This window comes from Escherichia sp. E4385, from assembly GCF_963883145.1.
Classification (GTDB): Bacteria; Pseudomonadota; Gammaproteobacteria; order Enterobacterales; family Enterobacteriaceae; genus Escherichia.
In genome coordinates, this window is the sequence record NZ_CAWOOJ010000008.1 from 110595 (window position 1) to 137145 (window position 26551).

Here is a 26551-nt window from a genome sequence, read left to right on the forward strand (position 1 = left end):
CGCACTATTTTTCACTGGAGAGAAGCCCACATGGCAACACTAACCACCACCCAAACGTCACCGTCGCTGCTTGGCGGCGTGGTGATTATCGGCGGCACCATTATTGGCGCAGGGATGTTTTCTCTGCCAGTGGTCATGTCCGGTGCGTGGTTCTTCTGGTCAATGGCGGCGCTGATCTTCACTTGGTTCTGCATGCTGCATTCCGGATTGATGATTCTGGAAGCTAACCTGAATTACCGGATCGGTTCGAGTTTTGACACCATCACCAAAGATTTGCTGGGCAAAGGCTGGAACGTGGTCAACGGCATTTCCATTGCCTTTGTGCTCTATATCCTGACCTATGCCTATATTTCTGCCAGTGGTTCGATTCTGCATCACACCTTCGCGGAGATGTCGCTGAACGTCCCGGCACGCGCGGCGGGTTTTGGTTTTGCACTGTTGGTGGCGTTTGTGGTGTGGTTGAGCACCAAAGCGGTCAGCCGGATGACGGCGATTGTGCTGGGGGCGAAAGTCATTACCTTCTTCCTCACCTTCGGCAGTCTGCTGGGGCATGTACAGCCTGCGACATTGTTCAACGTCGCCGAAAGCAATGCGTCTTATGCGCCGTATTTGCTGATGACCCTGCCGTTCTGCCTGGCGTCGTTTGGTTATCACGGTAACGTGCCGAGCCTGATGAAGTATTACGGCAAAGATCCGAAAACCATCGTGAAATGCCTGGTGTACGGTACGCTGATGGCGCTGGCGCTGTATACCATCTGGTTGCTGGCGACGATGGGTAACATCCCTCGTCCGGAGTTTATCGGCATCGCCGAGAAGGGCGGCAATATTGATGTGCTGGTACAGGCATTAAGCGGCGTGCTGAACAGCCGTAGCCTGGACCTTCTGCTGGTCGTGTTCTCAAACTTTGCGGTAGCGAGTTCGTTCCTTGGCGTAACGCTGGGTTTGTTTGACTATCTGGCAGATCTGTTTGGTTTCGACGACTCGGCTATGGGCCGTTTGAAAACAGCATTGCTGACCTTTGCCCCGCCTGTCGTTGGTGGTCTGCTGTTCCCGAACGGATTCCTGTACGCCATTGGTTATGCCGGTTTAGCGGCTACCATCTGGGCGGCAATAGTTCCGGCGTTGCTGGCCCGCGCATCACGTAAACGCTTTGGCAGCCCGAAATTCCGCGTCTGGGGCGGCAAACCGATGATTGTGCTGATTCTGGTGTTTGGCGTTGGTAACGCATTGATCCATATTTTATCGAGCTTTAATTTGCTGCCGGTGTATCAGTAATCAGCGGTGCCTTATCCGACATGTCTGCTGCCTACACAATGCCTGATGTGCTTCGCTTATCAGGCCTACGTAGGACAGCGTTGCCAGCTCGGATAAGGCTTCCCGCGTTAAAACACACTATCCCAACAACTCTTCCTTCACATCCATCGCCAGCTCAAACGAATGCAGCCGCGCCTGGTGGTCGAAAATCTGCCCGTTAACCATAATCTCATCAGCGTCGGTTTCGCGCAGGATCGACTGCAAGCCATGACGCACTTTCGCTTTATCACCTACCAACGACATACTCAGTGCCTGCTGCACGCCATACTGCTCGGATGGCGACCAGAACTGATCCATATTTTGAATCGGTGGCGGCAGTTGCCCGGTTTCGCCGCGGCGCAGCTTCACAAAGGCTTGCTGCATCGAGGTAAACAGGAATTCGGCATCGCGGTTGCTGTCGGCAGCGATAATATTGATGCACACCATCGCGTACGGTTTTTCCAGCCGTGCCGATGGTTTGAAGTTGCTGCGATAAAGATGCAGCGCCTGGAACAGCATATCCGGCGCGAAGTGTGAGGCAAACGCGAACGGCAGACCAAGCTGCGCTGCCAGTTGTGCACTGTAAAGGCTGGAGCCTAGCAACCACACCGGGATTTTCTCGCCATAGCCCGGTACTGGGCGCACATGCGGATTGGGATCGCGGGCGTCAAACCAGTCCACCAGTTCTGCGACATCGCGGGGGAAATTATCAATATCGCCGCTCATATGACGACGTAGCGCCATCATGGTTCGTTGATCGCTACCCGGTGCACGACCCAGCCCCAAATCGATTCGCCCCGGATAGAGTGTATTAAGCGTGCCGAACTGTTCGGCAATGACCAACGGTGAGTGGTTAGGCAACATCACGCCGCCGGAACCCAGATGCAGCGTGGTGGTATTCGCCGCCAGATAGCCAATCAATACCGACGTTGCAGCACTGGCAATGCCGGTCATATTGTGGTGTTCAGCCAGCCAGTAGCGATGATAGCCGCGCTTTTCAGCCAGACGGGCGAGGTCGAGAGAGTGGGAGAACGCTTCTCGTGCTGAAGAACCTTCGGGAATGGGGGCCAGATCGAGTAGCGAAAACGCAATGGTTTTATCAGTCATAACAGCTCACTTTGTTACCGATTAATCTTTAATACTGCATTAAAGAGTAGTTAAAGTTGTTAACAAAGTGAGCTATATACTTACGCTTGCAGCTCCAGCCCAGCCAGCCGCCGCCAGTAGCCGTTACAGTCGCTGTTTGCCGTCAACGGTAGTGCCGCAGCGCCATTTTCATTAGCGCGGAAGGCGTCGAGCATCGCGAAAGTGTCAGTACCCTGCGGTGACAGGCGGACCACATCAACCAATCCCTGCATGGATGCCAGCTCGTTACCGAGGTTGTAAACGTAGCCGCTCATGGTCTGAATGCCGTTGAGCACAAACACTTGTTGGTTTTCCTGCGATAGCACGTTGCGCCCGTTGGGATACTTAATGCAGCAGGTTTCACACTCATCTTTCGGGCGGTCTTCCGAACGCGCGGTAAAGCAGCGGGCGGAGTAGGCCAGTGGCAGATGACCGTAGCTCAAGACTTCCACTTCAAACTGGTTGCGAATGCCCAGTTCATCGCACTGATTAAGCAGATTCACCAGCCAGTCGCGGGAAAGTTCCACCGGCATACACCAGCGCATCATGCCCTGTTTAAGCAATATTTTCAGCGTCACCGCGTTGTAGCAGTTCAGCGCATGCCCGGCGACGAACGGCAGTTTGCGCTCAGCGCACATATTCACCACGCCGAGATCGCTGGCTTCAATCAGAAACTCACCGTTCTCAACATAGCGTTTCAGTTCGCCCAGTTCGGAGGATGCCTGCACAAGCGCCAGCGTGGAGAGCACAATCTGCTTGCCACTTCCGGCGAGCGATTTTGCCATCTCCAGCCAGTCGCCAACTTTGGTTGCCCGGCGCTTGCTGCATACCGCTTCACCAAGATAAATCACGTCGGCGCTGCTGGCTGCGGCCTGCTGATAAAATTCTTCCAGCGTCTCTTTTGGCCAGTACCACAGCACCGGCCCTAAGGAATATTTCATTGCTTTTCTCACTGCCATTTACGGTGATACGCGCCAAGGGTGGTCTGCGTGCCTTCGGACATCGACCCGAGCGTCTCCATCCACGCGCTTTGCGGTACGAAGTTTTGCGGATCGGCCTTACAACGGTCGATAGCCTGACGCCAGACTTTCGCCACCTGGCTGACATACGCCGGGCTACGCTGGCGGCCTTCAATTTTCACCGAAGCAATATTCGCTGCCATTAACTCCGGCAGCAGTTCCAGGGTATTGAGACTGGTTGGTTCTTCCAGCGCGTGATAGCGCTCGCCGTCCACCAGATAACGCCCTTTACACAGCGTCGGATAACCTGCGTTTTCGCCGTCCTGATAACGGTCAATCAGCACTTCGTTCAGGCGGGATTCCAGCCCCTGCGGCGTTTGTTGCCAGCGCACGAAACGGGCCGGAGAACACGCACCCACAGTGTTGGGCGACTCACCCGTCAGATACGACGACAGATAGCAACGCCCTTCCGACATAATGCACAGGCTGCCGAAAGCGAACACTTCCAGCGGTACAGGAGTAACCCGCGCCAGTTGTTTCACCTGATGAATCGACAACACGCGCGGTAGCACCACGCGGGCAACGTCAAAATGGCGATGATAGAAGTTAATCGCCTCTTCATTGGTTGCCGAAGCCTGCACTGACACATGACGCTCAATATGAGGGTAACGCTCGGCGGCGTACTCCAGCATGGCGAGGTCGGCGAGGATCAGCGCGTCGGCACCCAGCTGCGCCGCCATATCCACGGCACGCTGCCAACGGGCGTAACCGTCCGGATGCGCAAAAGTGTTAATTGCGATGTGAAGTTTGCGGTGATGTTGATGAACAAAACTCACCGCTTCCTGCAATTTTTTCTCGGTAAAGTTAAGGCCGGCGAAGTGACGGGCATTAGTATCATCTTTTAGCCCGATATAAACAGCATCTGCGCCGTTTTCGATGGCCGCCTTAAGCGCCGGGAGATTTCCGGCAGGGCAGAGCAGCTCCATAATTTTTCCTGAAGGTTGCGCAGTCAAAGCGCAAAAATGTTAACGAACTGGGATTTTAGTTAACCCTGCTGCGACAATTTTTGATTTAAGGCAGTTAAAGTTGTATTGGTGGTAGCAGCAATTTCATATGGAATTGTTGATTTATACCGCCATGTTATTTTTCCAATATGGCAAAATAGGATGATTGTTGAAGCAGGGAGTAAAACTCGTGTTGGATAAACTGCGTTCCCGCATTGTGCATTTGGGGCCATCTCTGTTGAGTGTACCGGTAAAACTGACGCCATTTGCGCTTAAACGCCAGGTTCTTGAGCAGGTCTTAAGCTGGCAATTCCGTCAGGCGCTGGACGACGGCGAGCTGGAGTTTCTTGAAGGCCGCTGGTTAAGTATTCATGTGCGTGATATTGACCTGCAATGGTTTACCTCGGTGGTGAATGGCAAACTGGTTGTCAGCCAGAACGCGCAAGCTGATGTGAGTTTTAGTGCCGACGCCAGCGATCTGCTGATGATTGCGGCGCGTAAACAAGATCCAGACACGCTCTTCTTCCAACGTCGGCTGATGATTGAAGGCGATACGGAGCTGGGGCTGTATGTGAAAAACCTGATGGACGCCATTGAACTGGAGCAGATGCCGAAAGCCTTACGTATGATGCTGCTGCAACTGGCGGATTTTGTTGAGGCGGGAATGAAAACCGCGCCTGAAACCAAACAGACATCGGTAGGTGAACCATGCTAATTCGAGTAGAAATTCCCATTGATGCGCCGGGTATTGATGCCCTGCTGCGTCGTTCATTCGAAAGCGATGCGGAAGCGAAGCTGGTTCACGATCTGCGTGAAGATGGCTTTCTGACGCTGGGCCTGGTGGCGACAGATGACGAAGGTCAGGTCATTGGCTATGTGGCATTCAGTCCGGTTGATGTGCAGGGCGAAGACCTGCAATGGGTCGGCATGGCTCCGTTGGCGGTTGATGAAAAATACCGTGGACAGGGGCTGGCACGCCAACTGGTCTATGAAGGACTCGATTCGCTTAATGAGTTCGGCTATGCCGCAGTGGTGACGCTGGGCGATCCTGCGCTGTACAGTCGTTTCGGCTTTGAGCTGGCTGCGCATCACGATTTGCGTTGTCGCTGGCCGGGCACTGAAAGCGCCTTCCAGGTACATCGTTTAGCGGATGACGCGCTGAACGGCGTAACCGGGCTGGTTGAGTATCACGATCACTTCAATCGCTTTTAATCTCCGGGGTTTGCAGACTCCTTAATAGCTCTGCAAACCCTGCGCCTTCCGCTACCAGACGCTCTTTTTGCCGTTTGGTCAGTTGCTTAACGCGATATTCCGCCCGTAGTGCCAGCGAACGGTCGCCCACTGGCGCGGAAAACGCCAGCGTCAGTTCACCTTTCCCACGCAGTGCTTTCGCCCCTTTGCCGCTCTGATGTTGCTGATAGCGGCGTTCGACATCCGTGGTGATCCCGGTATAAAGCTTATTGTCGGCGGTACGGATCAAGTAAAGAAACCAGGGTGTCATCGTCTGCGTCACATGTTAAGGTCTGGCCCACAGTATAAAAGAGAACAGCAATGGAAACACTCACCGCCATCAGCCGTTGGCTGGCAAAACAACATGTTGTCACCTGGTGTGTGCAGCAGGAAGGGGAACTCTGGTGCGCTAATGCCTTTTATCTTTTTGATGCGCAGAAAGTTGCCTTCTACATTTTGACGGAAGAAAAAACGCGCCACGCGCAGATGAGCGGGCCGCAGGCGGCGGTTGCCGGAACGGTAAACGGGCAGCCGAAAACGGTAGCGTTAATCCGTGGCGTGCAGTTTAAAGGCGAGATCCGCAGACTGGAAGGTGAGGAAAGCGACCTTGCGCGCCAGGCATACAATCGTCGCTTTCCGGTTGCCAGAATGTTGTCGGCACCGGTGTGGGAAATCCGGCTTGATGAAATCAAATTCACCGACAACACGCTGGGCTTTGGTAAAAAAATGATTTGGCTACGCGGCTCAGGCACCGAGCAGGCGTAACGCCTCGCGGTTAAACGCTGGCAGATCTTCCGGCGTCCGGCTGGTAACCAGCTGATCTTTATCAACCACGACTTCCTGATCGTAAAATTCCGCGCCCGCGTTTTTAACATCAATAATGATCGGTTTAACCGCGGTCAGTTTGCGTCCCCGAATCACATCGGCGCTGATCAGCAGCTGTGGGCCGTGACAGATGGCGAAAACTGGTTTGCCGCTATTCACAAAATCTCGGGTAAAGGTGACAAAACGGTTGTCGCCACGCAGATAATCCGGTGAATGGCCGCCCGGTAGCAGAAGGGCATCAAACTCCGCTGGCGTCACTTCATCGATGGATTTATCGATGGTCACGCTTGCTTCTCCTTTTTTGCCTTTCACCGTTTTACCCGCTTGTTTTTCAATGGTAATCACTTCGTGTCCGGCTTTACGGAACTCGTCTGCGGGTGAAGTGAATTCTGAATCCTCAAATTCATCAGTGATTAAAACGGCAATCTTCTTACTCATGTTTCCTCCGCGTTGTTGCATTGGATGAGGCGAATTTCTCACGATCGGGGATAATTACCTCGTAGACTATTAAGCCTGGTGCATGTACCAGGGAGCGCAAGGCGGACAATTCTGTAAAGGAGCGAAGATGAGTCAGGTACTGATTACAGGCGCAACGGGGCTGGTGGGCGGTCACCTGCTGCGGATGTTGATTAATGAACCGAAAGTTAACGCCATAGCCGCGCCGACGCGACGCCCGTTGGGCGATATGCCAGGGGTGTTTAATCCCCATGACCAGCAACTGACCGACGCGCTGGCGCAGGTCACCGATCCCATCGACATTGTGTTTTGTTGTCTCGGCACCACGCGGCGGGAAGCGGGGAGCAAAGAGGCGTTTATTCATGCCGATTACACGCTGGTTGTGGACACCGCATTAACCGGGCGGCGACTGGGCGCTCAGCATATGCTGGTGGTTAGTGCTATGGGTGCCAATGCCCACTCGCCGTTTTTCTATAACCGCGTCAAAGGGGAGATGGAAGAAGCATTAATCGCCCAGAACTGGCCGAAACTAACCATCGCTCGCCCGTCGATGTTGCTGGGCGATCGTAGCAAACAGCGGATGAACGAAACGCTTTTTGCGCCGCTGTTCCGTTTGTTACCCGGTAACTGGAAATCCATTGATGCGAGAGACGTGGCGCGGGTCATGCTGGCAGAGGCGATGCGGCCAGAGCATGAAGGTGTGACCATTTTAAGCTCTTCAGAATTACGCAAAAGAGCTGAATAATTATTCCCAAGAATTGATGGTGAGCGTAATATTCACGCGCTCAATTATCATAACTTATTCCTGGGGAATGCTATGACTGGTCAGTCTTCATCTCAGGCGGCAACGCCCATTCAGTGGTGGAAACCCGCGCTTTTCTTTCTCGTTGTCATTGCCGGTCTCTGGTATGTGAAATGGCAACCTTACTACGGCAAAGCCTTTACTGCCGCTGAAACCCACAGTATCGGTAAATCTATCCTTGCGCAGGCGGATGCTAATCCGTGGCAAGCGGCGTTGGATTACGCGATGATCTATTTCCTCGCGGTATGGAAAGCGGCGGTGCTGGGGGTGCTTCTCGGCTCGTTGATTCAGGTGCTGATCCCGCGTGACTGGCTGCTGCACACGCTTGGGCAATCGCGCTTTCGCGGCACGCTGCTGGGAACGCTGTTTTCGCTGCCGGGTATGATGTGTACCTGCTGTGCGGCTCCGGTCACGGCGGGAATGCGTCGCCAACAGGTGTCGATGGGCGGTGCGCTGGCATTCTGGATGGGGAATCCGTTGTTAAACCCGGCGACGCTGGTGTTTATGGGATTTGTCCTCGGCTGGGGCTTTGCCGCGATTCGTCTGGTGGCGGGGCTGGTGATGGTGTTGCTGATTGCGACGCTGGTGCAAAAATGGGTGCGTGAAACACCGCAAACGCAGGCACCGGTCGAAATTGACATACCGGAATCGCAGGGCGGGTTTTTTAGCCGCTGGGGCAGGGCGCTATGGACGCTTTTCTGGAGCACGATCCCGGTTTATATCCTTGCCGTACTGGTGTTGGGGACCGCTCGTGTCTGGTTATTCCCCCATGCCGATGGTGCGGTCGATAACAGCCTGATATGGGTGGTGGCGATGGCGGTAGCAGGATGCTTGTTTGTCATTCCGACGGCGGCAGAAATTCCAATTGTGCAAACGATGATGCTGGCAGGTATGGGAACTGCTCCGGCGCTGGCATTGTTGATGACGCTCCCGGCAGTGAGTTTGCCGTCGCTGATTATGCTGCGTAAAGCGTTCCCGGCAAAAGCCTTATGGCTGACGGGGGCGATGGTGGCAGTGTCTGGAGTGATTGTCGGCGGGCTGGCGCTGTTGTTCTAAATATGCCGGATGCGGCGCGAGCGCCTTATCCGGCCTACGTTTTGTGTCGTTGTAGGCCTGATAAGACGCGGCAAGCGTCGCATCAGGCATTACAAGGGGCTGCTATTTAATAAACGTAAACGCTGTGGTTACACGCTTCACGCCGCTCACCCGGCTGGCAATATCTGCCGCTGCTTTCGCTTCACGTTCAGTCACCAGCCCCATCAGGAACACTTCACCATTTTCGGTGGTCACTTTCACGTTGGACGATTTCACCAGATCGCTGGTTAACAGCTGCGAACGCACTTTGGTGGTGATCCACGTATCGTTAGATGCTTCGCCCAGACCAATCGGCTGGCCCTGACGAATCTCGTTATACACTTCATTCGCGCCATCTACGCCCATAGCAATTTGTTTGGCGCGAGCCGAAAGTTCAGAGTTTGGTGACTGCCCAACCAGCAGCACTTTGCCCTGATAGGCCGTTACATTAATGCGCGCTTCTTTCTTAATCTGTTCGTCTTTCGACAATGCGCTGTTCACGCGCACTTCCAGAGTACCATCGTCCACCTGGGTACCGACACTGCGTGGGTCAGTTGCGGCTTTGGTACCCACAGCAGCGGTACCCACTACGGCAGCGGCAACACAACCTTGCAACAGCAGCGCGGAAATAAGGACTGCGATTGGCGATAATGCCTTCATGTATTCTCCTTAATCATCCTGGTGAGGGAAAAGCGTGTTATCGATCAGATCGCACAGGCAATTTACCGTCAGCATATGCATTTCCTGAATGCGAGCACTACGATGCGAAGGAATGCGGATCTCCACATCCTGTGGCCCTAACAAACCTGCAAGTTCACCGCCGTCATAGCCGGTTAATGCCACAATGGTCATATCACGCGTAACGGCGGCTTCAACAGCTTTAACGATATCGCGACTGTTACCGCGAGTAGAAATGGCTAACAATACATCTCCCGCATGACCCAGCGCCCGTACTTGTTTTGCATACACTTCATCATGTAAGCGATCGTTGGCAATCGCCGTTAAGACAACATTATCAGTATTTAGTGCAATGGCAGGTAGGCTGGGCCGCTCCGTTTCGAAACGGTTGATCATGCTGGCAGCAAAATGCTGTGCGTTGGCAGCGGAGGTTCCATTACCACAACAGAGGATTTTGTTGCCATTGAGCAGAGACTGAACCAGCGTCATGGCTGCACGGGAGATGGCATCCGGAAGCGCCTCTGCCGCCGCAATTTGAGTTTGAATGCTTTCAGTGAAGCAAGCTTTAATTCTTTCTTGCACGCTAATCCTTAAACCTTAATTATGAGTGGTCATTAAAGGCATCCTTAATCCACTCAACCTCATTCCCGGTGAAGGCTACCACATCGAACCGGCAATCCACAGTATCAAAACTCCCATTATGACGCGCGAGCCACAAGCGGGCAGTCTGTAATAATTTGTGTTGTTTGCTGCGGGTCACACTGGCTACCGCGCCGCCGTATAGGGCAGAGCGGCGGTAGCGCACTTCGACAAAAACGGTGGTCTGGCCTTCACGCATTATCAGATCGATCTCGCCGCCACGCTCGTTCACGTTAGCGGCGATAAACCGCAGTCCTTTGCCTTCCAGCCAGCGACGTGCTTGTACTTCCCACGCATCGCCGGTCTGTTTAGTGGTTAACTGGCGGGGACTACCTGACCTTGTTGGTACTGTAGCCATGATAACTTCCTGTTAATCACGCAATCCGGGTTAGCCGTCAGACCTCCGGTATTACCGTTGATTTCAAAACCCTGAACCTGGCGCATTTGTGAGAAATGATTTGCCAGCGACCATGCATCAACACCCATTGCATACATGCGAGCCAGCGAATAATCGTTATTCACCGCGCTGAGCGCCTGCTGCATTAACGGCAGATTACCGCCTGCCAGCATCGGGATCTCGCTGTACTGTAATCCTTCCATCTCAAGTCGGAAATCAGGGCCAGCGGAGCCTTGTGCGCTGCGGGAACTGGCGTACAGCGTTGCGCCGCTATGGCTGCCGTTACGCATGGCGATCATCGGTTTGACGAAAGCGATTTCGCCCGGCGTTGCCACAATATAGACCGCGTCGACACGACCACCGTTATTAGTGAACTGGTCATCGGTTGGTGTGGTTTGCAGCGTCGGATTGTTTGTGGTCATGCCTGAATCAGTTGTCGCTCTGGGGGTAATCGGGCTACCCGTTAAAGCGATGCCGGAGCCGCCATTCACGCCCGCGCGTAATTCGCTGATGGAACCAAATTTTTGTTGCAGAACGGTACCGCCACCCAATTTCTGCCACTCTTGCGCGAAGGCGTTTGCTACGCGGTCGCCAAGCGAACTGCGCGGGATCAGCACCAGCGGCGCCTGTTTCCCCTGGTCACGAATATGACGTGCCGCATCGCGTGCTTCATCTTCCGGCGATAGCGCGAAGTAACAGATATTAGCGCGGTTTTCGATATTTTCCGGCTGATTCAGCGCCAGAACGTTCAGTGGAGTGTTGCTCTTCAGCAACTCCTCAACATTATTTTTCAGCAGCGGACCGACCACAATGCTCGCGCCGTCTTGCTGAACCTGGCTTAAGATCTGGCTAAGCGGTTGTGAAGAGGTATCGTAGATTTTCAGTTCTGCGGCTGGATTCGCTGGCGTGCTTACCGCCGCAGTACTTGCCGCAGGGGCGCTTACAGGCACCGGCTGCGCTGCGGTTTCTTCACCCGTTAGATCGCTAACCGAGGCTTGTGCCGGGCTGGCAACGCCATCCACGGTTTGTGGCTGGGGTTGTTCTGCCACGTCAGCGGCAGGCGCGGTAGCTACCTGGGCGGTCACTGGCTGAGTGCCAATGTTTTTCGCCGCTTCAAAGCCTTGTTGAATTGTGCGACCAAATACCGCAGCCTGACCATTCAACGGCAGCAGCAGGGCGATTTTATTGGTTGACGCTGGTTTGAAAGCTTTTACGTTTACCAACTGTGTTGGCAGCATTTTCGCGCCCGGGTTGTTCGGATAACGTTTTTGCCAGTCGGCGATCCCGGCTTTCATCATGTTGGGATCGTTACGGTTATCAAACCAGACGCGTTGCAGATCCAGCCAGCCTTGCAGGATATTTTCGTCGGCGTTAATCACCAGCGTATTCGCCTGCTGTTGGGTCATGGACGATAGCGCTTGCCAGGTAGCGTCAATATTCTGTTGCTTTTCCTTCGCGCCGAGCAGAGGTTCTTGGGCGACTAACGCACGCAGTAATTCAATGGAAGGACGTCCCTGGCTGGCATCGATTTTCGCCTGCCAGTAGCGCGCCTGCTGATTTTGTTCTAAATCGGTTGGCGTGATTTTTGCCAACAAGGTCTGTGCGCCAGTAAAATCTTTTTGCGCCAGCTTGATTTCTACCGCCAGCAGCGTTTTCTCGCGACGCTGGGTATCGTTTAGTTCTTGCGGTAGTTGGTTAAACAACTCCACCGCTTGCCCGGTTTTGCCTTCTTTCACCAGTGCACGAATGGCGAGTAATTGCCAGTTGATCCTGGTATCATCAGAGCTTTGCTGTATCTGCTGTAGATAAAAGGCAGAATCGGCCTGCGCCGTCCCCTGCATGTAGGCAGTGGACTGATCGGGGGTATGGGTGCCACAACCGGCGAAAATTAGGGCTGCCAGAACAACAGGCAGACAACGCGCGGCTTTCAAACGAGAAAATGTTGAGGGTACCATAATGTATCCAGTGATATTTTTTTTACGCAATGCTCAATATTAAATCGGCAATACGGACGACACAATGAAACAACACCAATCGGCGGATAATTCTCAAGGCCAGCTCTATATTGTACCTACGCCAATCGGTAATCTGGCGGACATTACCCAGCGTGCGCTTGAGGTATTGCAGGCCGTTGATCTGATTGCTGCCGAGGATACCCGTCATACCGGTTTACTGCTGCAACATTTTGGGATAAACGCCCGGTTGTTCGCGCTTCATGACCATAATGAACAACAAAAAGCCGAAACGCTGCTGGCGAAGCTGCAAGAGGGGCAAAACATTGCGCTGGTTTCCGATGCCGGGACGCCGCTGATAAACGACCCGGGCTACCATCTGGTGCGAACCTGCCGTGAAGCGGGGATTCGCATAGTGCCACTACCGGGGCCGTGTGCTGCCATCACTGCGTTAAGCGCCGCGGGTTTACCATCCGATCGTTTTTGTTATGAAGGCTTCCTGCCTGCCAAATCAAAAGGCCGTCGCGATGCGTTGAAAGCCATTGAAGCGGAACCACGTACGCTGATTTTTTATGAATCGACCCACCGTCTGTTAGATAGCCTGGAAGATATCGTTGCGGTATTGGGCGAATCGCGCTACGTGGTGCTGGCACGTGAGCTAACCAAAACCTGGGAAACCATTCACGGCGCGCCCGTTGGCGAGCTGCTGGCGTGGGTAAAGGAAGATGAAAACCGCCGCAAAGGCGAAATGGTGCTGATTGTCGAAGGCCATAAGGCGCAGGAAGACGACTTACCCGCCGATGCACTGCGCACGCTGGCGCTGTTACAGGCCGAGCTTCCGCTGAAAAAAGCGGCGGCGCTGGCAGCAGAAATTCACGGCGTGAAGAAAAACGCGCTGTATAAGTACGCGCTGGAGCAGCAAGGGGAGTGATATCTCTCCGTGGCCCCGTTTGAAGAACCCAGGGGCCACTTGCTAAACAATCAGTCTTTTTAGTGAGTCGAACAGATTGATGCCGATAGCATTTGCATAGCTAAAAACAACATCTAATGTTGGTGAACTTTCTCCTTTTTCAAATTTACTCACCGCTTGTCGGGTAACACCAAGTTGCTTCGCTACGGCGGTTTGGCTCAGATTGAGGGCTTTGCGTTTTTCCACGAGTTGGGAAAGAACCGCTTTGCGTTGTACAACAACATCAAGAGCATTAGCGGTTGCTTCGTCCTTAAGTAATTCTGTTTTCACGTCTTCCCAGTGATGTAACTCGTTATTTTTCTTCATTTCTATTTCTCCTGGAGGCTTGCTTTGTTTGTCGAAAGTAAGGCCTTATAACGTGCTAAACCTAACTCGATGTTGGCTTTAGGCGTTTTGTTCGTTTTTTTAGCAAAGATATGTGTGATGACCCATAGCCCTTGATGAAAGTGAAAATAAAAACCCCTTAACCAATGGCTCTGACTATGTGTTTTAATTTCATACATATCCCCTTGAACTTTTTCGGTATTCACCAGGGAAGAGCAGGGACCTAACTCTTCGAAATCGTCAATAGCAGCAATGAATTCCGCTCGATCGATTGCACTAAGATCAAACAATTCCTTTCTGGCCACACTTAACAGCATGACTGGAAAATTTTTATCACGTTTTTTGTTAGTCTGATTTTTCACCATCTTTTTGTCAACCTTTAGGTTTACATTGTGATGGTATAATAACGGAGGACGTTCATACTGAACCGGAACGAAGTGCTCAAAACTCATGAGCACTTTTCTTATTTTGCCGGGCAAAAGAGAATGTTAACGACGACACATCTCATCAATCACGCATGTGAAATGGTTATGCAGCCATAAAAACGAAGCCGGGATAGCGGTGGAGACTTTAGCCGTGAGAAAACGCGCTGTTGCATCCTGCTTTCCTTCGCCAGTCACCAGTAGCAAAACTTCGCGGGCATTGAGAATATCCTTCAGTCCTAAGGTGATCCCCCGGGTTACGGGGCGACCCGCGGTTATTAACATTTCATGTTGCTGCGTTCTGGCATCAAGTTGGCTGATATGGCAGGCCGGTTGCAGGCTTTCTCCCGGCTCGTTCAGCCCCAGATGACCGTTTTTCCCCAGTCCAAGTACGCACAAATCGATACCACCTTTGAGCGCAATCAGGTTCGTTACCCGCTCACACTCCGTCTCGTTAATATCTTCAGAGCGAAAGCTGATGAACTGGTCTTCACGTAGCCCCAGCGGCTGTACGATATGTTGCTGAAGGAAGGTTTCGCAGGTGCCGGGCAGGGTTAATGGCAGATCCACCCATTCGTCGAGCTTGACGAAGGTCAGCTGGCTGACATCAACATGCTGCTGGTGGATTTTCTCCACCAGATAATAATACGTCAGTAATGGCGTGGCTCCGGTCGCCAGGCAGATCACGGCGTTCGGTTTACTACGAATCACACCCAATAAATATTCGCTGGCGCGTTCACTTAACGCCGTATAGTTTTCAACTTGCTGAAGGATTTGCACAGGATGAAATTCCTTAAGTAAAGAGGCTCCGTCAGGTGCGATGCTCAAACCGATGGCAAACGCAAAATTGCCTGATGCGCTACGCTTATCAGGCCTACATCGTTTCTGCAATATATTGAATTTGCATGATTTTGTAGGCCGGATAAGGCGGTAACGCCGCATCCGGCATGAACAAAGCGATCTTTGTTAACAATCTGAGGCACCGCCAGACGCAGTGCCTCGTTTTATTTATAAAATGCCGAAGGCGGAACAAACGATGGAAAGCACAAAAGTCACGCCGATTAACAGCACCGGATGCGCTTTTTTCACCCGCAGGAAGTAATACATCAGCAGGGTATAAGCCATCGGCAAAATATTCGGGAAGACTTTATCGAAGAAATCCTGTTGCAGGGCGACGCTGTGGGTACTGTCGATAGCAAACGACGTCACCACGTTAATATGCACATATGAAGCGATCAGCCCGCCGATTACCGTGATCCCGAGGATGGTTGCCGAACGGGCGATCATCTGCGAGTTTTCTCTAACTTTATCGATAGCCTTTACGCCGACCGAATAACCAACGTGGGTCCAGCCGACGCGGAGGAAAAAGATAATCAGGTACACGGCGAAGAACAGAATCGGCCCCAGCAGGTTTCCCTGGCTGGCAAATGATGAGCAAATTCCCGCCATAATCGGCAACAAAGTGAACCAGAAAATCGCATCGCCAATCCCGGCGATTGGGCCAAACAGCGCCACTTTGAGGCCTTTAATGGTGTCGCGGTTTTCCCCTTTCTCTTCCATCGAAATTAACAATCCCATCAGGAATCCGACCAGATTCGGATGGGTATTAATAAATTCGAGATTATCTTTCATCGCCGCGCTTAAGCCCGGTTTGTCGTCCTTATAAATCTTTTTCAGGATCGGCAACATCGCCCAAGTAAAACCGCCCGCCTGCATCCTTTCGTAGTTAAAGCTTGCTTGCAGCAGCGACGAACGAAAGCCCAGACGGGTGATATCTTTTTTACTGATTTCAGATCCCATTGCTGTAGTCCTCTTCTTCATTTTTACTGGCAACGGGCTGCGGTTGCGCTTGCTGCCGGGATTTCGCATTGAAAAACTCATACACCGCAAAGCCTGCGCCCAGCACGGCAACCGGCAACAGGTTGCTGACCTGGATGTAGCAAACAAACAGGAAACCAGCGATCAGGTAAGGGATATATTGCGCTTTGAACATCACGCGCAGCAGCAGACCAAAACCAACGGCAGGTAGAATGCCGCCAGCCACTTCAAAGCCGTGGGTCAGCCAGGCGGGCATCGCCTTCACCAGCGCCTGCATCGCGCCCTGCGCCAGGTAAGTACAGAGGAAAGCAATCACCGCATACGCTAAAGCGACAATCAGCATTGTTGTCCAGTTAAGTCGGGAAAACGCTGCTGTATCCGCCTCTTTCGCGCATTTATCGGCTTTGGTCATAAATAATGAGAATGCCGAATAGAAGAACAGAATGACGTACTGCATTAACAAACTAAACGGCAGGCCAAGACCAATTGCCGTTTTGGCATCAACGCCCGTAGACCATGCAATGACAGTGGTCATCAGACCCGCCATAATCGGGTTGGGCGGCTGAACACCCCCGGCAGGGGTTAATCCGGCGAAAGCCAGCTCTGTCAGACCACCGGTAATTAAGCCAGTCTGAATATCACCGAGAATAGCGCCAGTGAGGGTACAAACGATTATCGGGCGGAATAAAAATAAGGCTTCCAGCCAAAAATCAATCCCCAGAACGAAAACTAACGCCGCCAGGGATAGCCCCTGAATTAGGGTTATTTCATGCATTTTTATTACCTCAAACCAATATTAAGGCGATTTTAAATTTAGTCAGGAATTTGTTCTTTTTGATCGCCGGGGACGTCCTGGATAAAAACATTTACGCCGCGTTGTTTAATAAAATGTAAGTCCGTGAGATCTTGAGAATCGACATACACTTTACTGCTGATTTGCTTTTTCCCTTCCGAGAAATGCATATTACCGACGTTGACATCTTTCAGGTCAATACCACCTTCTACCAATTTACGTACCGTTTGTGGCGTACGGCAAATCAGGAAGATCTTCTGATGCGGCGCAGCTTTTCCGATAACATTAATGGTTTTTTCGATAGTAAAGAAACGAATGCCAAAGCCGTAGGTTTCTGCGGTAATCCCCATCAATTTCTGTTGAATATCATCGTTAGCGACGACATCATCCACGACCACCAGCAGATTCGCACCGATAGTGGATGTCCAGGTCACGCCAACCTGGCCATGAACCAGACGGTTATCAATACGGGTTAAGAGAATATTTGGACTGCTCATTGTGTAATCCTCACCATAAAGTTGAATAATATAATCTTTTTAAATATATTATTGTTGCGATATTGTACTGATGTATTTATTAAGGTTTAGTTATCTCCTTTACCATTAAGGCACTCCCCGATATTAATCGGGCAGTGCATTCTGAAAAATCGTATAAAATTAATGATTACGCGGAAATTCGATTCGCTGAACCACAGACATTAATTTTATTTCTGACAACTTCTTTCATCGCATCCATACCGACGCGCATATAATAACGAGGATCATTACCCTGCGGATTTTCCGCAAACCAGGCTTTTACCGCACCTGCGAAGGCAATTTTTAATTCCGTGGCAACGTTCACTTTTGTTACACCAAGCTCAATAGTGCGGCGGACAAATTCATCCGGGACATCGCTGGCACCATGCAGCACCAGAGGAACATCCACCACTTCACGAATTTCCGCCAGCCGCTGGAAATCAATCTTCGGCGTTTTGCTGTATAAGCCGTGCGCCGTACCAATCGCTACCGCCAGGCTGTCGACGCCAGTCAGTTCGATAAAGCGTTTAGCTTCTTGTGGATCGGTCAGGAATGCACTTTCGGCGTCAACGCTCATATCATCTTCAACACCGCCCAGACGGCCCAGTTCTGCCTCCACGCTGCAATCCTGCGAGTGACAGAAATCGACCACTGATTTCACCAGCTTCACGTTCTCGGCAAACGGGAAGTGGCTGCCGTCGATCATCGCACTGCGTACGCCTGCGTGGACTTTTCGGCGAATATCATCGAGTGATTCGTGGTGGTCGAGATGCAGCGCCAGCGGCATGTTGTAGGTTGTGGAATAGGCGCTACACAGAGCGTAAATCTCTTCTAGCGCAATATGTTTAAAGGTCCCCGGCGTCCCGGCGAGGATCACTGGCGATCGCATTTCGCTACATACTTCGAGGATCGCCTGGATCGTCTCGGCGTTATGAATGTTAAAGGCTGGCACCGCGTAGCCATTGGCCTGGGCGTCCTGTAACAGATATTTGGTGGAGATAATGCTCATAATGCGATCCTCTTATGCCTGCCACGGATGAATGATTACGCCTTGCACCACGCGGTTTACGGTGCCACTGGCGGATGGGGTATCCGGCGTATTGCCCATGTGCAACGACTGCATGAGTGCAAACGTCTGGGCGTACATCAGGAAGCAAAATGCCTGTTCAACGTCGATAAAGTGACGGGATGGCGGCAGGATGATATGCGGGCCAGCGGCGATAACGTCGTTACTTTCCGCGGCGATGGCGATTACGCGCATTGCCTGGTTGTCACGGCGGAGTTCTGCCAGCAGATCAAGATCATACTGACGGGTGTAAGGGTGGCTGGAGATAAATACCACCACCAGCGTTTCGTTATTGACCAGCGATTTCGGGCCATGACGGAATCCGGTCGGGGAATCATAAAAGGCCGCCAGCTTACCCGCCGTTAGTTCCAGTACTTTCAGCGCCGACTCGCGTGCTGCGCCCTGTAAGCCACCGCTGCCGAGATAAACGATCCGTTTCCACGGTGCGTAACCAAACACACCTTCACTGAAATCGCCCAGTGAGGTCAGGATCGCCTGGCAACGATCCGCCACATCGCGGAAGCTCTGGCTGTTGATCGTCTCAGGTGCGAAAACCGCGAGGCAGCTGGCCATCATGGTGGTAATGCTGCTGGTCATCGCAAAGCCGCGATCGTGTGTTTCTGCGGGCATCAGCAGGGCAAACGCGTTGTCGCTGTTGATCGCGTTTTGGTAAAGATCGCCCGCTTCGTTGCAGGTGATCGGCAGGTGATAGCACTCGGGTACAAACTGATTCGCCAGTTCCACGGCGGCAACGCTTTCCGGGCTGTTGCCGGAACGCCCGAAGGAGATCAACAGCAGCGGATGGGCTGGATTCAGGTAGTCCATTGGATTGGTGACCAGATCGGTGGTTGGTACGGCGCTGAAGTTTTTGCCGGTATGGCTGGCAAGCCACGGCGCGATGATGTCACCGATAAATGCCGAGGTTCCGGCTCCGGTCAGGATGATCCGCAGATTCTCTTTGCGCAGTAGCGGTTCAAGGAAGCTATTGAGCGCGGAACGTAACGCGTCGATGTTGGTGAGGGAACGGATCCATGCGCGAGGCTGATGACGGATCTCTTCTTCGGTCCATGTACCGGTGGTCGCGGCAGCAGGGGTGTAATTTTCTGACATAACTCAATCCTTAGTCTGATGAACTTGACTTCCGGCGTGGTAGCTTTCGCTTGCCTTTCGTTTCATTTCACTTGGTGATTTCTTTCGTTGATTAAAATCTATAGAAAAGAAACTGAAAGTTCAATGGAGAAAAAGGAAATAAAACGAAATCTGTGATCGTTGAAAGAAAAGACAAGGGAAGCAAAAGGGATTTCCGCATGCGGCGTCAACGCCTTATTCGGCCTGGCAATCACCGCCGTAGGTCGGATAAGACGCGTTAGCGTCGCATCCGACACCGCTACGCAGCCTAAAAAGAAAGAAAAAGAAAGGCCTTACGGGGGAAGTGAAGGCCGAATAACGGAGCAAACAATTAAAACGAAGCTAATTGACCCTGAACCCAAATTTGTTGCACATGCAGCCCGCTATCCAGCGCAACGACGCTGGCGCGTTTGCCCGGTTTAAGCGATCCCAGAACACCATCAACACCCAGCATTCGCGCCGGATGCAGCGACGCCATATGGATGGCTTCCGCAGGCGTTACGCCCGTCAACTCGACCATATTGCGCACTGCCGCATCGACAGACAGCGTACTGCCCGCCAGCCCACCGGACGCAGTACGGACAACGCCACCGTGCATCTGCACTTCTTCACCACATAACGTATAGTGACCATCCGGCATCCCGGCTGCCTGCATCGCGTCGGTTATCAGCACGATTCTCTCTTTCGCACAGCAACAACACAGCGACATCGCCGCCGGATGTACATGATGCCCATCGGCTATCAGTTCCAGCCAGGCGCGCTTGTCTGTTAATCCCGCGCCAACCATTCCCGGTTCGCGGTGATGTAAACCCGTCATCCCGTTATAGCAATGTACCAGGCCGTCTGCGCCAGCATCAAACGCAGCGCAGGTTTGTTGCCAGGTTGCTGCGCTATGTCCCAGCATCACCCGTACGTTTTGCTGTTTAAGATGGCGGATGGCCTGCAATGCCCCTTCTTTTTCCGGTGCCAGTGCCACCACGCGCAAAGTGTGCTGAGAAACGGTAATCAATTGATCCAGCTCGGTAATTTCCAGCTCGCGGAACAGCTCCGGCGGATGTGCGCCTTTATTCTGCGGCGTGAAGTACGGTCCTTCGAGATAACTTCCCAGCACTTGCGCACCAGGTCCGCCGCGTTGGCAACGTTGAGCAATACGCGCCAGCGTCGCATGAATGGCATTAAGCGGCGCGGTTACGGTAGTCGGCAGCCAACTGCCGACACCTTCGCGCGCTTTGTGCATTGCCAGCTTGTCGAGCGCATCCGGTGCGTCATCCATCACATCAACGCCCGCACCGCCGTGCACATGGGTGTCGATGTAAGCGGGGCAGAGCAGTTCCGCATTGCGTTCAGTCACGCCTGGTGGAATCCGTTCGATTGCCGCGATCACACCGTCAGCAATGCGCAGTTGATGATCATCAAGCCAGCCCTCTTCAGTCAGCAGCCTTCTGGCGCGCAGAACTTGTGTCATATTCCTTCCTCGACCGGACATTCTTCATGGCAGCGACCAAGTTCGTCCACCAGACTGGTCAGCCCACGGTGTCCGCACTCCAGCGCCTGCACACGGAACTCTTCACTACTTAACCCTTCGCGCTCCAGCACCATCTCCAGTAGCAGTTGTAAATTGGTGCCGGTGATCACTTCACAGCCCGGTTTTTGCATCGCCAGCGTTGAAGCCACGCGAAACGGCGTGCCGCCCAGCAAATCCGTCAGGAAAACAATGCCGTCTTCACAATCCAGTTGGGCGATGGCTTCTTCAAGCTGCGATGTAAGCAGCGCGGTGCTTGAGGTTTCAGGAAAATCGATGGCGATAAACTGCGATTGCTCGCCGAGGATTTGCTTCATTGCTTTTTCCATGCCGCTGGCAAACCCGCCATGCCCCGTCAAAATAATACTTAACATCTAATACCTCATTGTATTTAAAGGAAATGGCAGAATTTACCGACGATGCCGAGAACCACGGTAACTGCAATCAGGCGCAGCGGACTCCAGCCGCGGCGTACCAGCCAGAACATGGTCAGGGTGTAGACCAGCGGTAAGAAGGCAGGCATCAGTTTGTCGATAACATCAGCCTGTAACTTAACCACTGCGTCGCCCGCCGTGATTTCCAGCGTGGTGCTTAAGCGAACATAGGTTGCCACCAGCGCGCCGATTACCGTCATCCCAACGATTGACGCAGCATGACCTACTTTTTTGGTATTTGCTTTAATGAGTGGAATCGCCGCCACGCCCATTCGATACGCGTAATGCGCAAGACCAAAACGCAAACCGAGATGTACCACGTTGAACAGCACAATAAATACGATTGCGCCGAGAATAGAGCCTTGTAGCGCGAGGCTTGCACCTATCCCGCCACAAATCGGCAGTAGCGTTAGCCAGAACATCGCATCGCCAATCCCGCCGAGCGGCGCACCGACGGCAATTTTGGTGCTCTGAATACTGTTAACGTCCTGCTTAGAACGCTCCATCGCAAGGATAATGCCGATAACAAACGTCACCAGAAACGGATGGGTATTGAAGAAACCCATATGCCCCTTCATGGCGCGCGCCAGGTCGCGTTTATTAGTGTGGATCTTTTTCAGTGCTGGCAGCAGACCGTACAGCCAACCGGAAGCCTGCATACGTTCGTAGTTAAAAGAAGCCTGTAACAGCATGGAACGCCAGGCGACGCGATTGATATCTTTTTTCGTCAGCTCCGCGCCAATGCTCTGATCTTCATACACGTTTTCATTGACGCCAGTCAGCAATGTTTCTTCGTTTTCACTGACGTTCGGCAGGGTGGTTTGATTAGATGCCATCTTCAAAATCCTCTTTCTGTGCCGCAGGTTGAGTCGGTTCAGGAGATTTACGCAGCAGATCGATCAGCGCCATCGCCAGCGCGGCGGCAGCAATAGCCAGCACCGGTAACTTGAGCCAGGCTGCGGCAACAAAGCCCAGGATGAAGTAGGGGATGTAGACGTTTTTCATCATGATTTTCAGCAGCACGGCAAAACCGATTGCTGGCATGATGCCGCCCGCGACGCCGAGGCCGTCGATTAATCGTTGCGGCAGGACATCAATGATGGTTTTTGCATGTTCCGCGCCGAAGTAGATAGGCAGGAAAGCGCAGAGAAAATAGAAGATGCCGAGCGCCAGCAGCGCCAGATAGTTCACACGCTCAATGCCGCGTGTATCGGCGTTCTCCGCCATTCGGTCGCAGCGGGACATCACGCCAGACATCACCGAGAACAGGAAGGTAATCCCCATCTGTACCGCAACCGCGAAAGGTACGGCTACGCCGACCGCGACATCGGGTTTCACGCCGGTGGTTATGGCAAACGCCGTGCCGACGATAGTACCGATAATCACGTTAGGCGGCTGTGCGCCCGCCAGCGGAGCCAGCCCCATCCACACCAGTTCCAGCGTACCGCCGGTTAAAATACTGGTATGCAGATCGCCAAGTACCAGCCCGACCAACGGGCCGAGGACCACCGGGCGGTGCATATGGGTTAGGCCGTTAAACATATCCAGACCAGCGATAAAGGCGATAATGCCCAACGCAAATGCCTGCAACAGACTGATTTCCATGATGAATCCCTCAAAGTAATTTAAAGAGGTCCACAGCAGGCTCTGTCGGGACGCCCTGAACGAAGCATTCCACCCCAGCGGCTTTCAGGTCGTTAAATGCTGCGATATCGCCCGCATCCACAGAAACCGTTTTGGCGATTTGTTGCTTGCCATTGGCGTAGTGCATATTGCCAACGTTAATGCGATTCACCGGAACGCCTCCTTTCACCAGCGTCAGGAAATCGGCGGGTGTTTTACAAACCAGCAGGATTTTCTGTCGATCGGCGGCGCGATGAATGTTGTCGATAACTTTTTGCAGCGTCCAGAAACGTACGGCTATCCCTTCTGCCAGTACCATTTCCATCAGGTTTTGTTGTACCGGATCTTCGGCAACCTCATCGTTGGCTACCAGCACCAGATTTGCCCCCGCAAATCCGACCCACTGAACGCCGACCTGACCGTGAATCAAGCGTTCATCAATCCGGCTTAAAACAATATTTGGCATAGCGTCTTCCTCTTTGTTTTGGTTATTGGCCTTCACAGGCTGTGTGGTACTGCGCCAGGATGTCCTGAATGTGGTTGATAATTAACGCCCGTGGCGTCGGTTGCAGCTCGCCGGAGCGAACTTTCACGTACTGCAGCGGCAGATACTGGCTGATGAGCGGTAGCGGAATCGGTGAATCCGCCAGATTACGAACCAGATGAGCGAAAGCGTCATCAATCTGGCTGTCCGGCCAGTAATAGCGCACACGATCCGAGTAGCTATAACCACGCGCCAGACGACGCGCGTTGCCGTCACCGTGGTAGTGGCTTTGCCAGTATTCCGGGCGGTCGAGCATCACGTTTTCCAGTACCTGACGCAGACCGGAACAGGCTTTCGCTGGCACCAGTTCTTCTTCAAGCGCCGCCAGAGAGAACAGAGCTTCACGCAGGGCGAAGGTCAGCGCCGGGCCAACTTTCAGAATGGCAAAATGGTCAATAACCAACTGACGTAACGATTGCGGCGTTTGATAATCCGTAGAGTGAGCTTCGAAAATCAGCGTTTCGTAGTTTTCGATCATCTGGCTTAAGGCAGCCGCTTTGGCGGGCTGATAATCAATAACGTTGGTGTGATCGAATTCGACGCCAGGCTGAACTACCAGCGCGATGATGCGCGGCCAGATGGCATTCAGACCTTGCTTTTCAAAAGCGTGACGATGGGCTTCCAGCGTGGCGCTGGCGGCATCCGGCGTGGTGACCGCCAGTTCGCTTAAGGTTTCATGTGCGCCGCCAGGCACCGGAACTTCGGTGCCAATGACATACACCAGATCGGCCTCGCCAAAATGTTCACGGCAGGTTTCTTCCGCCACTTTCGCCAGACGAGCGGCGCGTTCGGCAACGATGCCATCGGTTAAGGGAACCGGATCGTCCTGACAGGACATGCTGCAATCAAGGTGAATTTTTTTGAATCCTGCCGCGACGTAGCTTTTAATCAAATCATCGGCATTGGCCATCGCCTGAGCGGCAGGCAGGTTTTGCCAGCGGTTTGGCCCCAGATGGTCGCCACCCAGAATCAACGCGTCCTGTGGGAAATTCAGCGAGTCAGCAAGCTGGCAAACAAAGCCTCGAAAATCGGCGGGCGTCATTCCGGTATAACCGCCGAACTGGTCCACCTGATTGGACGTCGCTTCAATCAGTAGCGGCGTTTGGTTTGCACAGGCGTAGCGGATTGCAGCTTCCAGCACCAGCGGATGTGCGGAACAAACGGCATAAATCCCATTTGTTTTGCCCTCTTTATGCTGTCTCACCATTTCTGTCAGATGTTTCACTTTCCTCTCCAGTTCAGATTACTGCAACTTTAATCTTTCGTTTTGTTTCAATTGATACTGCGACATGGTGAGATAAAAATAAAACGAAAGATAATAGTTTTCTGATCTGATTCACAAAAGAAACATAATGAAAGCCACTGAAACGAGCGTAGCTTGCGTCAATGGGCAAGGTGGGCTTGCAATTGCTTAATAGAAAGGCGTTAATAGGCAAAACGAAATGAAACGAAAGTTTTACGAAAGGACTTACTATGAGTAATACCGACGCTTCAGGCGAGAAGCGAGTGACTGGCACCAGTGAGCGACGAGAGCAGATCATTCAACGCCTGCGCCAGCAAGGAAGTGTGCAAGTTAATGATCTATCGGCATTGTATGGTGTATCTACTGTGACGATCCGTAACGATCTGGCGTTTCTGGAAAAGCAGGGGATCGCTGTGCGGGCCTATGGGGGCGCGTTGATCTGCGATAGCACGACGCCGTCAGTCGAGCCATCAGTGGAAGATAAAAGTGCGCTCAACACGGCGATGAAACGCAGCGTTGCGAAAGCTGCCGTTGAGTTGATTCAGCCAGGTCATCGGGTGATCCTCGATTCCGGGACCACCACTTTTGAGATTGCTCGTCTGATGCGCAAGCACACTGACGTAATTGCGATGACCAACGGTATGAACGTGGCCAATGCTTTGCTGGAAGCGGAAGGCGTTGAGCTGCTGATGACCGGCGGGCATTTGCGCCGTCAGTCGCAATCTTTTTACGGCGATCAGGCTGAACAATCGCTGCAAAATTACCACTTCGATATGCTGTTTCTTGGCGTAGATGCTATTGATCTGGAGCGTGGCGTCAGCACGCATAATGAAGATGAAGCTCGTTTAAACCGTCGGATGTGCGAAGTTGCGGAACGGATCATCGTAGTCACCGATTCCAGTAAGTTCAACCGCTCCAGCCTACATAAGATCATCGATACCCAGCGGATCGACATGATCATTGTCGATAAAGGCATTCCTGCAGATAGCCTGGAAGGGCTGCGAAAGGCAGGGGTTGAAGTGATTCTGGCCGGGGAGTGAGAAATGGCGCCCGCTGGTCAACACGAATGTGTTCGGCGGGCATTGTGAATATTATCCAGTGCGCCGTAAAACTCCGTCCTTCAGGGCGGGGATATAAGGCGCGGTTTTCCACCTAACCGGGTGTTTGCTGTTGTTCAATGTATTGGCGGATGACGAATATTGGTGCACCTCCGCAGCTACTGGCAAAATAACTGGGACTCCACAAAACGCCTTTGTGGTAATACCTGACTGCAATATCTGGTCGATCTCGTCGCAGTAACCTACTCGATACGCCTTTGAGGCTGTTTACCAGACTGGATATCGCCAGTTTGGGAGGATAGTTAATTCACAAATGGACGTGATCTGGTTCGCCATCCATTTCAACCAGTTCAGCTTCAAAATCAGCACATACATTTGAAAAGTAAGTGCGTAGTTTTTCTGTCGCGTCATAGTCAAAAATCTGACGTCGGTATTTGGTTACAAGGACCAAATGAACATGCATCAGGAAAACACAGTGCCTTCCGCGTCGGATATCGGTTTCTTTTTTCATAGACCAAAGTATGATTTTCCCTATGAAGCGACTACAAGCATTTAAATTCCAGTTAAGACCCAGTGGTCAACAGGAGCGTGAAATGAGGCGCTTCGCGGGCGCGTGTCGTTTCGTTTTCAATCGTGCTCTGGCGCTTCAGAATGAGA

General features: G+C 52.5%; 32 protein-coding genes and 1 pseudogene. 9 read left to right on the forward strand and 24 right to left on the reverse strand.

All coding sequences use genetic code 11. The features are described 5' to 3' along the window. The first annotated feature begins 30 nt into the window (after nt 1-30). Nucleotides 31-1275 carry a tryptophan permease gene (mtr, locus tag AACS80_RS07890; protein ID WP_130204608.1) on the forward strand — a complete coding sequence of 415 codons (1245 nt, stop codon included), beginning with the start codon at nt 31-33 and terminating at the stop codon, nt 1273-1275. A gap of 117 nt (nt 1276-1392) precedes the next feature. Here the strand turns inward: mtr and AACS80_RS07895 are convergent, their stop codons facing one another. From AACS80_RS07895 to ubiU, 3 genes are all read right to left on the reverse strand, one after another. After that, nucleotides 1393-2400 carry a luciferase-like monooxygenase gene (locus AACS80_RS07895; RefSeq protein WP_000130380.1) on the reverse strand — a complete coding sequence of 336 codons (1008 nt, stop codon included), beginning with the start codon at nt 2398-2400 and terminating at the stop codon, nt 1393-1395. A gap of 80 nt (nt 2401-2480) precedes the next feature. Further along, the gene (locus AACS80_RS07900; protein ID WP_135410501.1) at nt 2481-3359 is read right to left on the reverse strand and encodes a U32 family peptidase; all 879 of its coding nucleotides are present in this window, start codon (nt 3357-3359) and stop codon (nt 2481-2483) included. 8 nt (nt 3360-3367) lie between these two features. After that, nucleotides 3368-4363: a ubiquinone anaerobic biosynthesis protein UbiU gene (gene ubiU / locus AACS80_RS07905; RefSeq protein ID WP_059270998.1), complete on the reverse strand. Its 996-nt coding sequence runs from the start codon at nt 4361-4363 to the stop codon at nt 3368-3370. A gap of 208 nt (nt 4364-4571) precedes the next feature. On the opposite strand from ubiU, the gene ubiT reads away from it, so the two are divergent. Beyond that, nucleotides 4572-5096, forward strand: coding sequence for a ubiquinone anaerobic biosynthesis accessory factor UbiT (gene ubiT, locus AACS80_RS07910; protein WP_046081285.1), 525 nt, complete (start codon nt 4572-4574; stop codon nt 5094-5096). Further along, nucleotides 5090-5593, forward strand: coding sequence for a GNAT family N-acetyltransferase (locus AACS80_RS07915; RefSeq protein WP_000908553.1), 504 nt, complete (start codon nt 5090-5092; stop codon nt 5591-5593). The genes ubiT and AACS80_RS07915 overlap by 7 nt, the downstream gene beginning before the upstream one ends. Here AACS80_RS07915 and yhbQ read toward each other — a convergent pair. Then, nucleotides 5580-5882: a DNA damage response exodeoxyribonuclease YhbQ gene (yhbQ, locus tag AACS80_RS07920; protein ID WP_130204616.1), complete on the reverse strand. Its 303-nt coding sequence runs from the start codon at nt 5880-5882 to the stop codon at nt 5580-5582. The two genes, AACS80_RS07915 and yhbQ, sit on opposite strands and share 14 nt — an antisense overlap. Before the next feature lie 50 nt (nt 5883-5932). Here yhbQ and AACS80_RS07925 point away from each other — a divergent pair, with 50 nt between their 5' ends. Further along, nucleotides 5933-6376: a YhbP family protein gene (locus tag AACS80_RS07925; RefSeq protein WP_001613905.1), complete on the forward strand. Its 444-nt coding sequence runs from the start codon at nt 5933-5935 to the stop codon at nt 6374-6376. On the opposite strand, the gene yhbO is transcribed toward AACS80_RS07925, so the two are convergent. Beyond that, entirely contained in the window at nt 6356-6874 is a 519-nt protein-coding gene (yhbO, locus tag AACS80_RS07930; protein WP_053286264.1) for a protein/nucleic acid deglycase, read from the reverse strand. The genes AACS80_RS07925 and yhbO overlap by 21 nt on opposite strands. 127 nt (nt 6875-7001) lie before the next feature. Here yhbO and AACS80_RS07935 point away from each other — a divergent pair, with 127 nt between their 5' ends. Continuing rightward, a complete protein-coding gene (locus tag AACS80_RS07935; protein WP_135410500.1) occupies nt 7002-7637 on the forward strand; it encodes an NAD(P)H-binding protein in 636 nt (211 codons plus the stop codon). A 72-nt stretch (nt 7638-7709) separates the two neighbouring features. Further along, nucleotides 7710-8750 (forward strand): permease, encoded by a 1041-nt coding sequence (locus tag AACS80_RS07940; protein ID WP_135410499.1) that lies wholly within the window; start codon nt 7710-7712, stop codon nt 8748-8750. Nucleotides 8751-8852: 102 nt separating this feature from the next. On the opposite strand, the gene dolP is transcribed toward AACS80_RS07940, so the two are convergent. From dolP to lpoA, 4 genes are read right to left on the reverse strand one after another with little or no spacing between them, the layout of a single operon-like run. Further along, on the reverse strand, nt 8853-9428 hold the full coding sequence (gene dolP / locus AACS80_RS07945) for a division/outer membrane stress-associated lipid-binding lipoprotein (RefSeq protein WP_000646037.1): 576 nt from the start codon (nt 9426-9428) through the stop codon (nt 8853-8855). A gap of 9 nt (nt 9429-9437) precedes the next feature. Beyond that, nucleotides 9438-10028: a DnaA initiator-associating protein DiaA gene (diaA, locus tag AACS80_RS07950; protein WP_001158034.1), complete on the reverse strand. Its 591-nt coding sequence runs from the start codon at nt 10026-10028 to the stop codon at nt 9438-9440. A gap of 19 nt (nt 10029-10047) precedes the next feature. Then, nucleotides 10048-10443 (reverse strand): YraN family protein, encoded by a 396-nt coding sequence (locus AACS80_RS07955; protein WP_130204624.1) that lies wholly within the window; start codon nt 10441-10443, stop codon nt 10048-10050. Then, on the reverse strand, nt 10401-12437 hold the full coding sequence (gene lpoA, locus AACS80_RS07960; protein ID WP_135410498.1) for a penicillin-binding protein activator LpoA: 2037 nt from the start codon (nt 12435-12437) through the stop codon (nt 10401-10403). The genes AACS80_RS07955 and lpoA overlap by 43 nt, the downstream gene beginning before the upstream one ends. A 64-nt stretch (nt 12438-12501) precedes the next feature. Here lpoA and rsmI point away from each other — a divergent pair, with 64 nt between their 5' ends. Next, nucleotides 12502-13365 (forward strand): 16S rRNA (cytidine(1402)-2'-O)-methyltransferase, encoded by an 864-nt coding sequence (gene rsmI, locus AACS80_RS07965; RefSeq protein WP_130204628.1) that lies wholly within the window; start codon nt 12502-12504, stop codon nt 13363-13365. 42 nt (nt 13366-13407) lie between these two features. On the opposite strand, the gene AACS80_RS07970 is transcribed toward rsmI, so the two are convergent. The 14 genes from AACS80_RS07970 to kbaZ all read right to left on the reverse strand — a co-directional run bounded on the left by AACS80_RS07970 (nt 13408) and on the right by kbaZ (nt 24818). Then, nucleotides 13408-13710 carry a helix-turn-helix domain-containing protein gene (locus AACS80_RS07970; protein ID WP_135410497.1) on the reverse strand — a complete coding sequence of 101 codons (303 nt, stop codon included), beginning with the start codon at nt 13708-13710 and terminating at the stop codon, nt 13408-13410. Between the two features lie 2 nt (nt 13711-13712). After that, the gene (locus AACS80_RS07975; protein WP_240730941.1) at nt 13713-14180 is read right to left on the reverse strand and encodes a type II toxin-antitoxin system RelE/ParE family toxin; all 468 of its coding nucleotides are present in this window, start codon (nt 14178-14180) and stop codon (nt 13713-13715) included. Nucleotides 14181-14216: 36 nt separating this feature from the next. After that, the gene (locus tag AACS80_RS07980; RefSeq protein ID WP_130204654.1) at nt 14217-14984 is read right to left on the reverse strand and encodes a galactosamine-6-phosphate isomerase; all 768 of its coding nucleotides are present in this window, start codon (nt 14982-14984) and stop codon (nt 14217-14219) included. A gap of 174 nt (nt 14985-15158) precedes the next feature. Continuing rightward, nucleotides 15159-15950: a PTS galactosamine transporter subunit IID gene (gene agaD, locus AACS80_RS07985; protein ID WP_130204630.1), complete on the reverse strand. Its 792-nt coding sequence runs from the start codon at nt 15948-15950 to the stop codon at nt 15159-15161. Then, entirely contained in the window at nt 15940-16743 is an 804-nt protein-coding gene (gene agaC / locus AACS80_RS07990) for a PTS galactosamine transporter subunit IIC (RefSeq protein ID WP_130204632.1), read from the reverse strand. The genes agaD and agaC overlap by 11 nt, the downstream gene beginning before the upstream one ends. 38 nt (nt 16744-16781) lie before the next feature. After that, nucleotides 16782-17258, reverse strand: a complete 477-nt coding sequence (gene agaB / locus AACS80_RS07995) for a PTS galactosamine transporter subunit IIB (RefSeq protein WP_130219231.1) — start codon at nt 17256-17258, stop codon at nt 16782-16784. Between the two features lie 166 nt (nt 17259-17424). After that, complete coding sequence (gene kbaY / locus AACS80_RS08000) at nt 17425-18285, reverse strand: tagatose-bisphosphate aldolase subunit KbaY (protein WP_097332324.1); 861 nt, start codon at nt 18283-18285, stop codon at nt 17425-17427. 12 nt (nt 18286-18297) lie between these two features. Continuing rightward, nucleotides 18298-19452, reverse strand: coding sequence for an AgaS family sugar isomerase (locus AACS80_RS08005; RefSeq protein ID WP_135410496.1), 1155 nt, complete (start codon nt 19450-19452; stop codon nt 18298-18300). 349 nt (nt 19453-19801) lie between these two features. After that, nucleotides 19802-20935 carry an N-acetylglucosamine-6-phosphate deacetylase gene (gene nagA / locus AACS80_RS08010; RefSeq protein WP_135410495.1) on the reverse strand — a complete coding sequence of 378 codons (1134 nt, stop codon included), beginning with the start codon at nt 20933-20935 and terminating at the stop codon, nt 19802-19804. Next, on the reverse strand, nt 20932-21366 hold the full coding sequence (agaF, locus tag AACS80_RS08015; protein ID WP_000948829.1) for a PTS galactosamine/N-acetylgalactosamine transporter subunit IIA: 435 nt from the start codon (nt 21364-21366) through the stop codon (nt 20932-20934). The genes nagA and agaF overlap by 4 nt, the downstream gene beginning before the upstream one ends. A 17-nt stretch (nt 21367-21383) precedes the next feature. Further along, nucleotides 21384-22262, reverse strand: coding sequence for a PTS N-acetylgalactosamine transporter subunit IID (agaE, locus tag AACS80_RS08020; RefSeq protein WP_135410494.1), 879 nt, complete (start codon nt 22260-22262; stop codon nt 21384-21386). Next, nucleotides 22252-23031: a PTS N-acetylgalactosamine transporter subunit IIC gene (gene agaW / locus AACS80_RS08025; RefSeq protein ID WP_138183736.1), complete on the reverse strand. Its 780-nt coding sequence runs from the start codon at nt 23029-23031 to the stop codon at nt 22252-22254. Before agaW ends, agaE begins: the two co-directional genes overlap by 11 nt. Before the next feature lie 10 nt (nt 23032-23041). Then, entirely contained in the window at nt 23042-23515 is a 474-nt protein-coding gene (gene agaV / locus AACS80_RS08030; protein ID WP_001295547.1) for a PTS N-acetylgalactosamine transporter subunit IIB, read from the reverse strand. A 22-nt stretch (nt 23516-23537) separates the two neighbouring features. Beyond that, a complete protein-coding gene (gene kbaZ / locus AACS80_RS08035; protein ID WP_135410493.1) occupies nt 23538-24818 on the reverse strand; it encodes a tagatose-bisphosphate aldolase subunit KbaZ in 1281 nt (426 codons plus the stop codon). A 248-nt stretch (nt 24819-25066) separates the two neighbouring features. Between kbaZ and agaR the strand changes: the two genes are divergently transcribed. Then, nucleotides 25067-25876: an aga operon transcriptional regulator AgaR gene (gene agaR, locus AACS80_RS08040; RefSeq protein ID WP_135410492.1), complete on the forward strand. Its 810-nt coding sequence runs from the start codon at nt 25067-25069 to the stop codon at nt 25874-25876. A gap of 112 nt (nt 25877-25988) precedes the next feature. Here agaR and tnpA read toward each other — a convergent pair. Beyond that, nucleotides 25989-26405: pseudogene (gene tnpA, locus AACS80_RS08045) on the reverse strand (IS200/IS605 family transposase). A 22-nt stretch (nt 26406-26427) separates the two neighbouring features. Here tnpA and AACS80_RS08050 point away from each other — a divergent pair. Next, on the forward strand, nt 26428-26551 hold a 124-nt coding region (locus tag AACS80_RS08050), incomplete at its 3' end, for a helix-turn-helix domain-containing protein (protein ID WP_171021438.1).

Excerpts from the sequence above, each read along its gene's own strand:
- agaB (WP_130219231.1), bottom strand. The coding sequence starts at position 17,258 with ATGAGCAGTCCAAATATTCTCTTAACCCGTATTGATAACCGTCTGGTT.
- AACS80_RS08005 (WP_135410496.1), bottom strand. The coding sequence starts at position 19,452 with ATGTCAGAAAATTACACCCCTGCTGCCGCGACCACCGGTACATGGACC.
- nagA (WP_135410495.1), bottom strand. The coding sequence starts at position 20,935 with ATGACACAAGTTCTGCGCGCCAGAAGGCTGCTGACTGAAGAGGGCTGG.
- AACS80_RS07925 (WP_001613905.1), top strand. The coding sequence starts at position 5,933 with ATGGAAACACTCACCGCCATCAGCCGTTGGCTGGCAAAACAACATGTT.
- agaE (WP_135410494.1), bottom strand. The coding sequence starts at position 22,262 with ATGGCATCTAATCAAACCACCCTGCCGAACGTCAGTGAAAACGAAGAA.
- agaV (WP_001295547.1), bottom strand. The coding sequence starts at position 23,515 with ATGCCAAATATTGTTTTAAGCCGGATTGATGAACGCTTGATTCACGGT.
- agaW (WP_138183736.1), bottom strand. The coding sequence starts at position 23,031 with ATGGAAATCAGTCTGTTGCAGGCATTTGCGTTGGGCATTATCGCCTTT.
- rsmI (WP_130204628.1), top strand. The coding sequence starts at position 12,502 with ATGAAACAACACCAATCGGCGGATAATTCTCAAGGCCAGCTCTATATT.
- AACS80_RS07900 (WP_135410501.1), bottom strand. The coding sequence starts at position 3,359 with ATGAAATATTCCTTAGGGCCGGTGCTGTGGTACTGGCCAAAAGAGACG.
- agaF (WP_000948829.1), bottom strand. The coding sequence starts at position 21,366 with ATGTTAAGTATTATTTTGACGGGGCATGGCGGGTTTGCCAGCGGCATG.
- agaC (WP_130204632.1), bottom strand. The coding sequence starts at position 16,743 with ATGCATGAAATAACCCTAATTCAGGGGCTATCCCTGGCGGCGTTAGTT.
- AACS80_RS07940 (WP_135410499.1), top strand. The coding sequence starts at position 7,710 with ATGACTGGTCAGTCTTCATCTCAGGCGGCAACGCCCATTCAGTGGTGG.
- AACS80_RS07895 (WP_000130380.1), bottom strand. The coding sequence starts at position 2,400 with ATGACTGATAAAACCATTGCGTTTTCGCTACTCGATCTGGCCCCCATT.
- AACS80_RS07975 (WP_240730941.1), bottom strand. The coding sequence starts at position 14,180 with ATGAGTTTTGAGCACTTCGTTCCGGTTCAGTATGAACGTCCTCCGTTA.
- yhbO (WP_053286264.1), bottom strand. The coding sequence starts at position 6,874 with ATGAGTAAGAAGATTGCCGTTTTAATCACTGATGAATTTGAGGATTCA.
- AACS80_RS07970 (WP_135410497.1), bottom strand. The coding sequence starts at position 13,710 with ATGAAGAAAAATAACGAGTTACATCACTGGGAAGACGTGAAAACAGAA.
- ubiU (WP_059270998.1), bottom strand. The coding sequence starts at position 4,363 with ATGGAGCTGCTCTGCCCTGCCGGAAATCTCCCGGCGCTTAAGGCGGCC.
- agaD (WP_130204630.1), bottom strand. The coding sequence starts at position 15,950 with ATGGGATCTGAAATCAGTAAAAAAGATATCACCCGTCTGGGCTTTCGT.
- yhbQ (WP_130204616.1), bottom strand. The coding sequence starts at position 5,882 with ATGACACCCTGGTTTCTTTACTTGATCCGTACCGCCGACAATAAGCTT.
- AACS80_RS07915 (WP_000908553.1), top strand. The coding sequence starts at position 5,090 with ATGCTAATTCGAGTAGAAATTCCCATTGATGCGCCGGGTATTGATGCC.
- mtr (WP_130204608.1), top strand. The coding sequence starts at position 31 with ATGGCAACACTAACCACCACCCAAACGTCACCGTCGCTGCTTGGCGGC.
- lpoA (WP_135410498.1), bottom strand. The coding sequence starts at position 12,437 with ATGGTACCCTCAACATTTTCTCGTTTGAAAGCCGCGCGTTGTCTGCCT.
- kbaY (WP_097332324.1), bottom strand. The coding sequence starts at position 18,285 with ATGAGCATTATCTCCACCAAATATCTGTTACAGGACGCCCAGGCCAAT.
- agaR (WP_135410492.1), top strand. The coding sequence starts at position 25,067 with ATGAGTAATACCGACGCTTCAGGCGAGAAGCGAGTGACTGGCACCAGT.
- AACS80_RS07955 (WP_130204624.1), bottom strand. The coding sequence starts at position 10,443 with ATGGCTACAGTACCAACAAGGTCAGGTAGTCCCCGCCAGTTAACCACT.
- dolP (WP_000646037.1), bottom strand. The coding sequence starts at position 9,428 with ATGAAGGCATTATCGCCAATCGCAGTCCTTATTTCCGCGCTGCTGTTG.
- AACS80_RS07935 (WP_135410500.1), top strand. The coding sequence starts at position 7,002 with ATGAGTCAGGTACTGATTACAGGCGCAACGGGGCTGGTGGGCGGTCAC.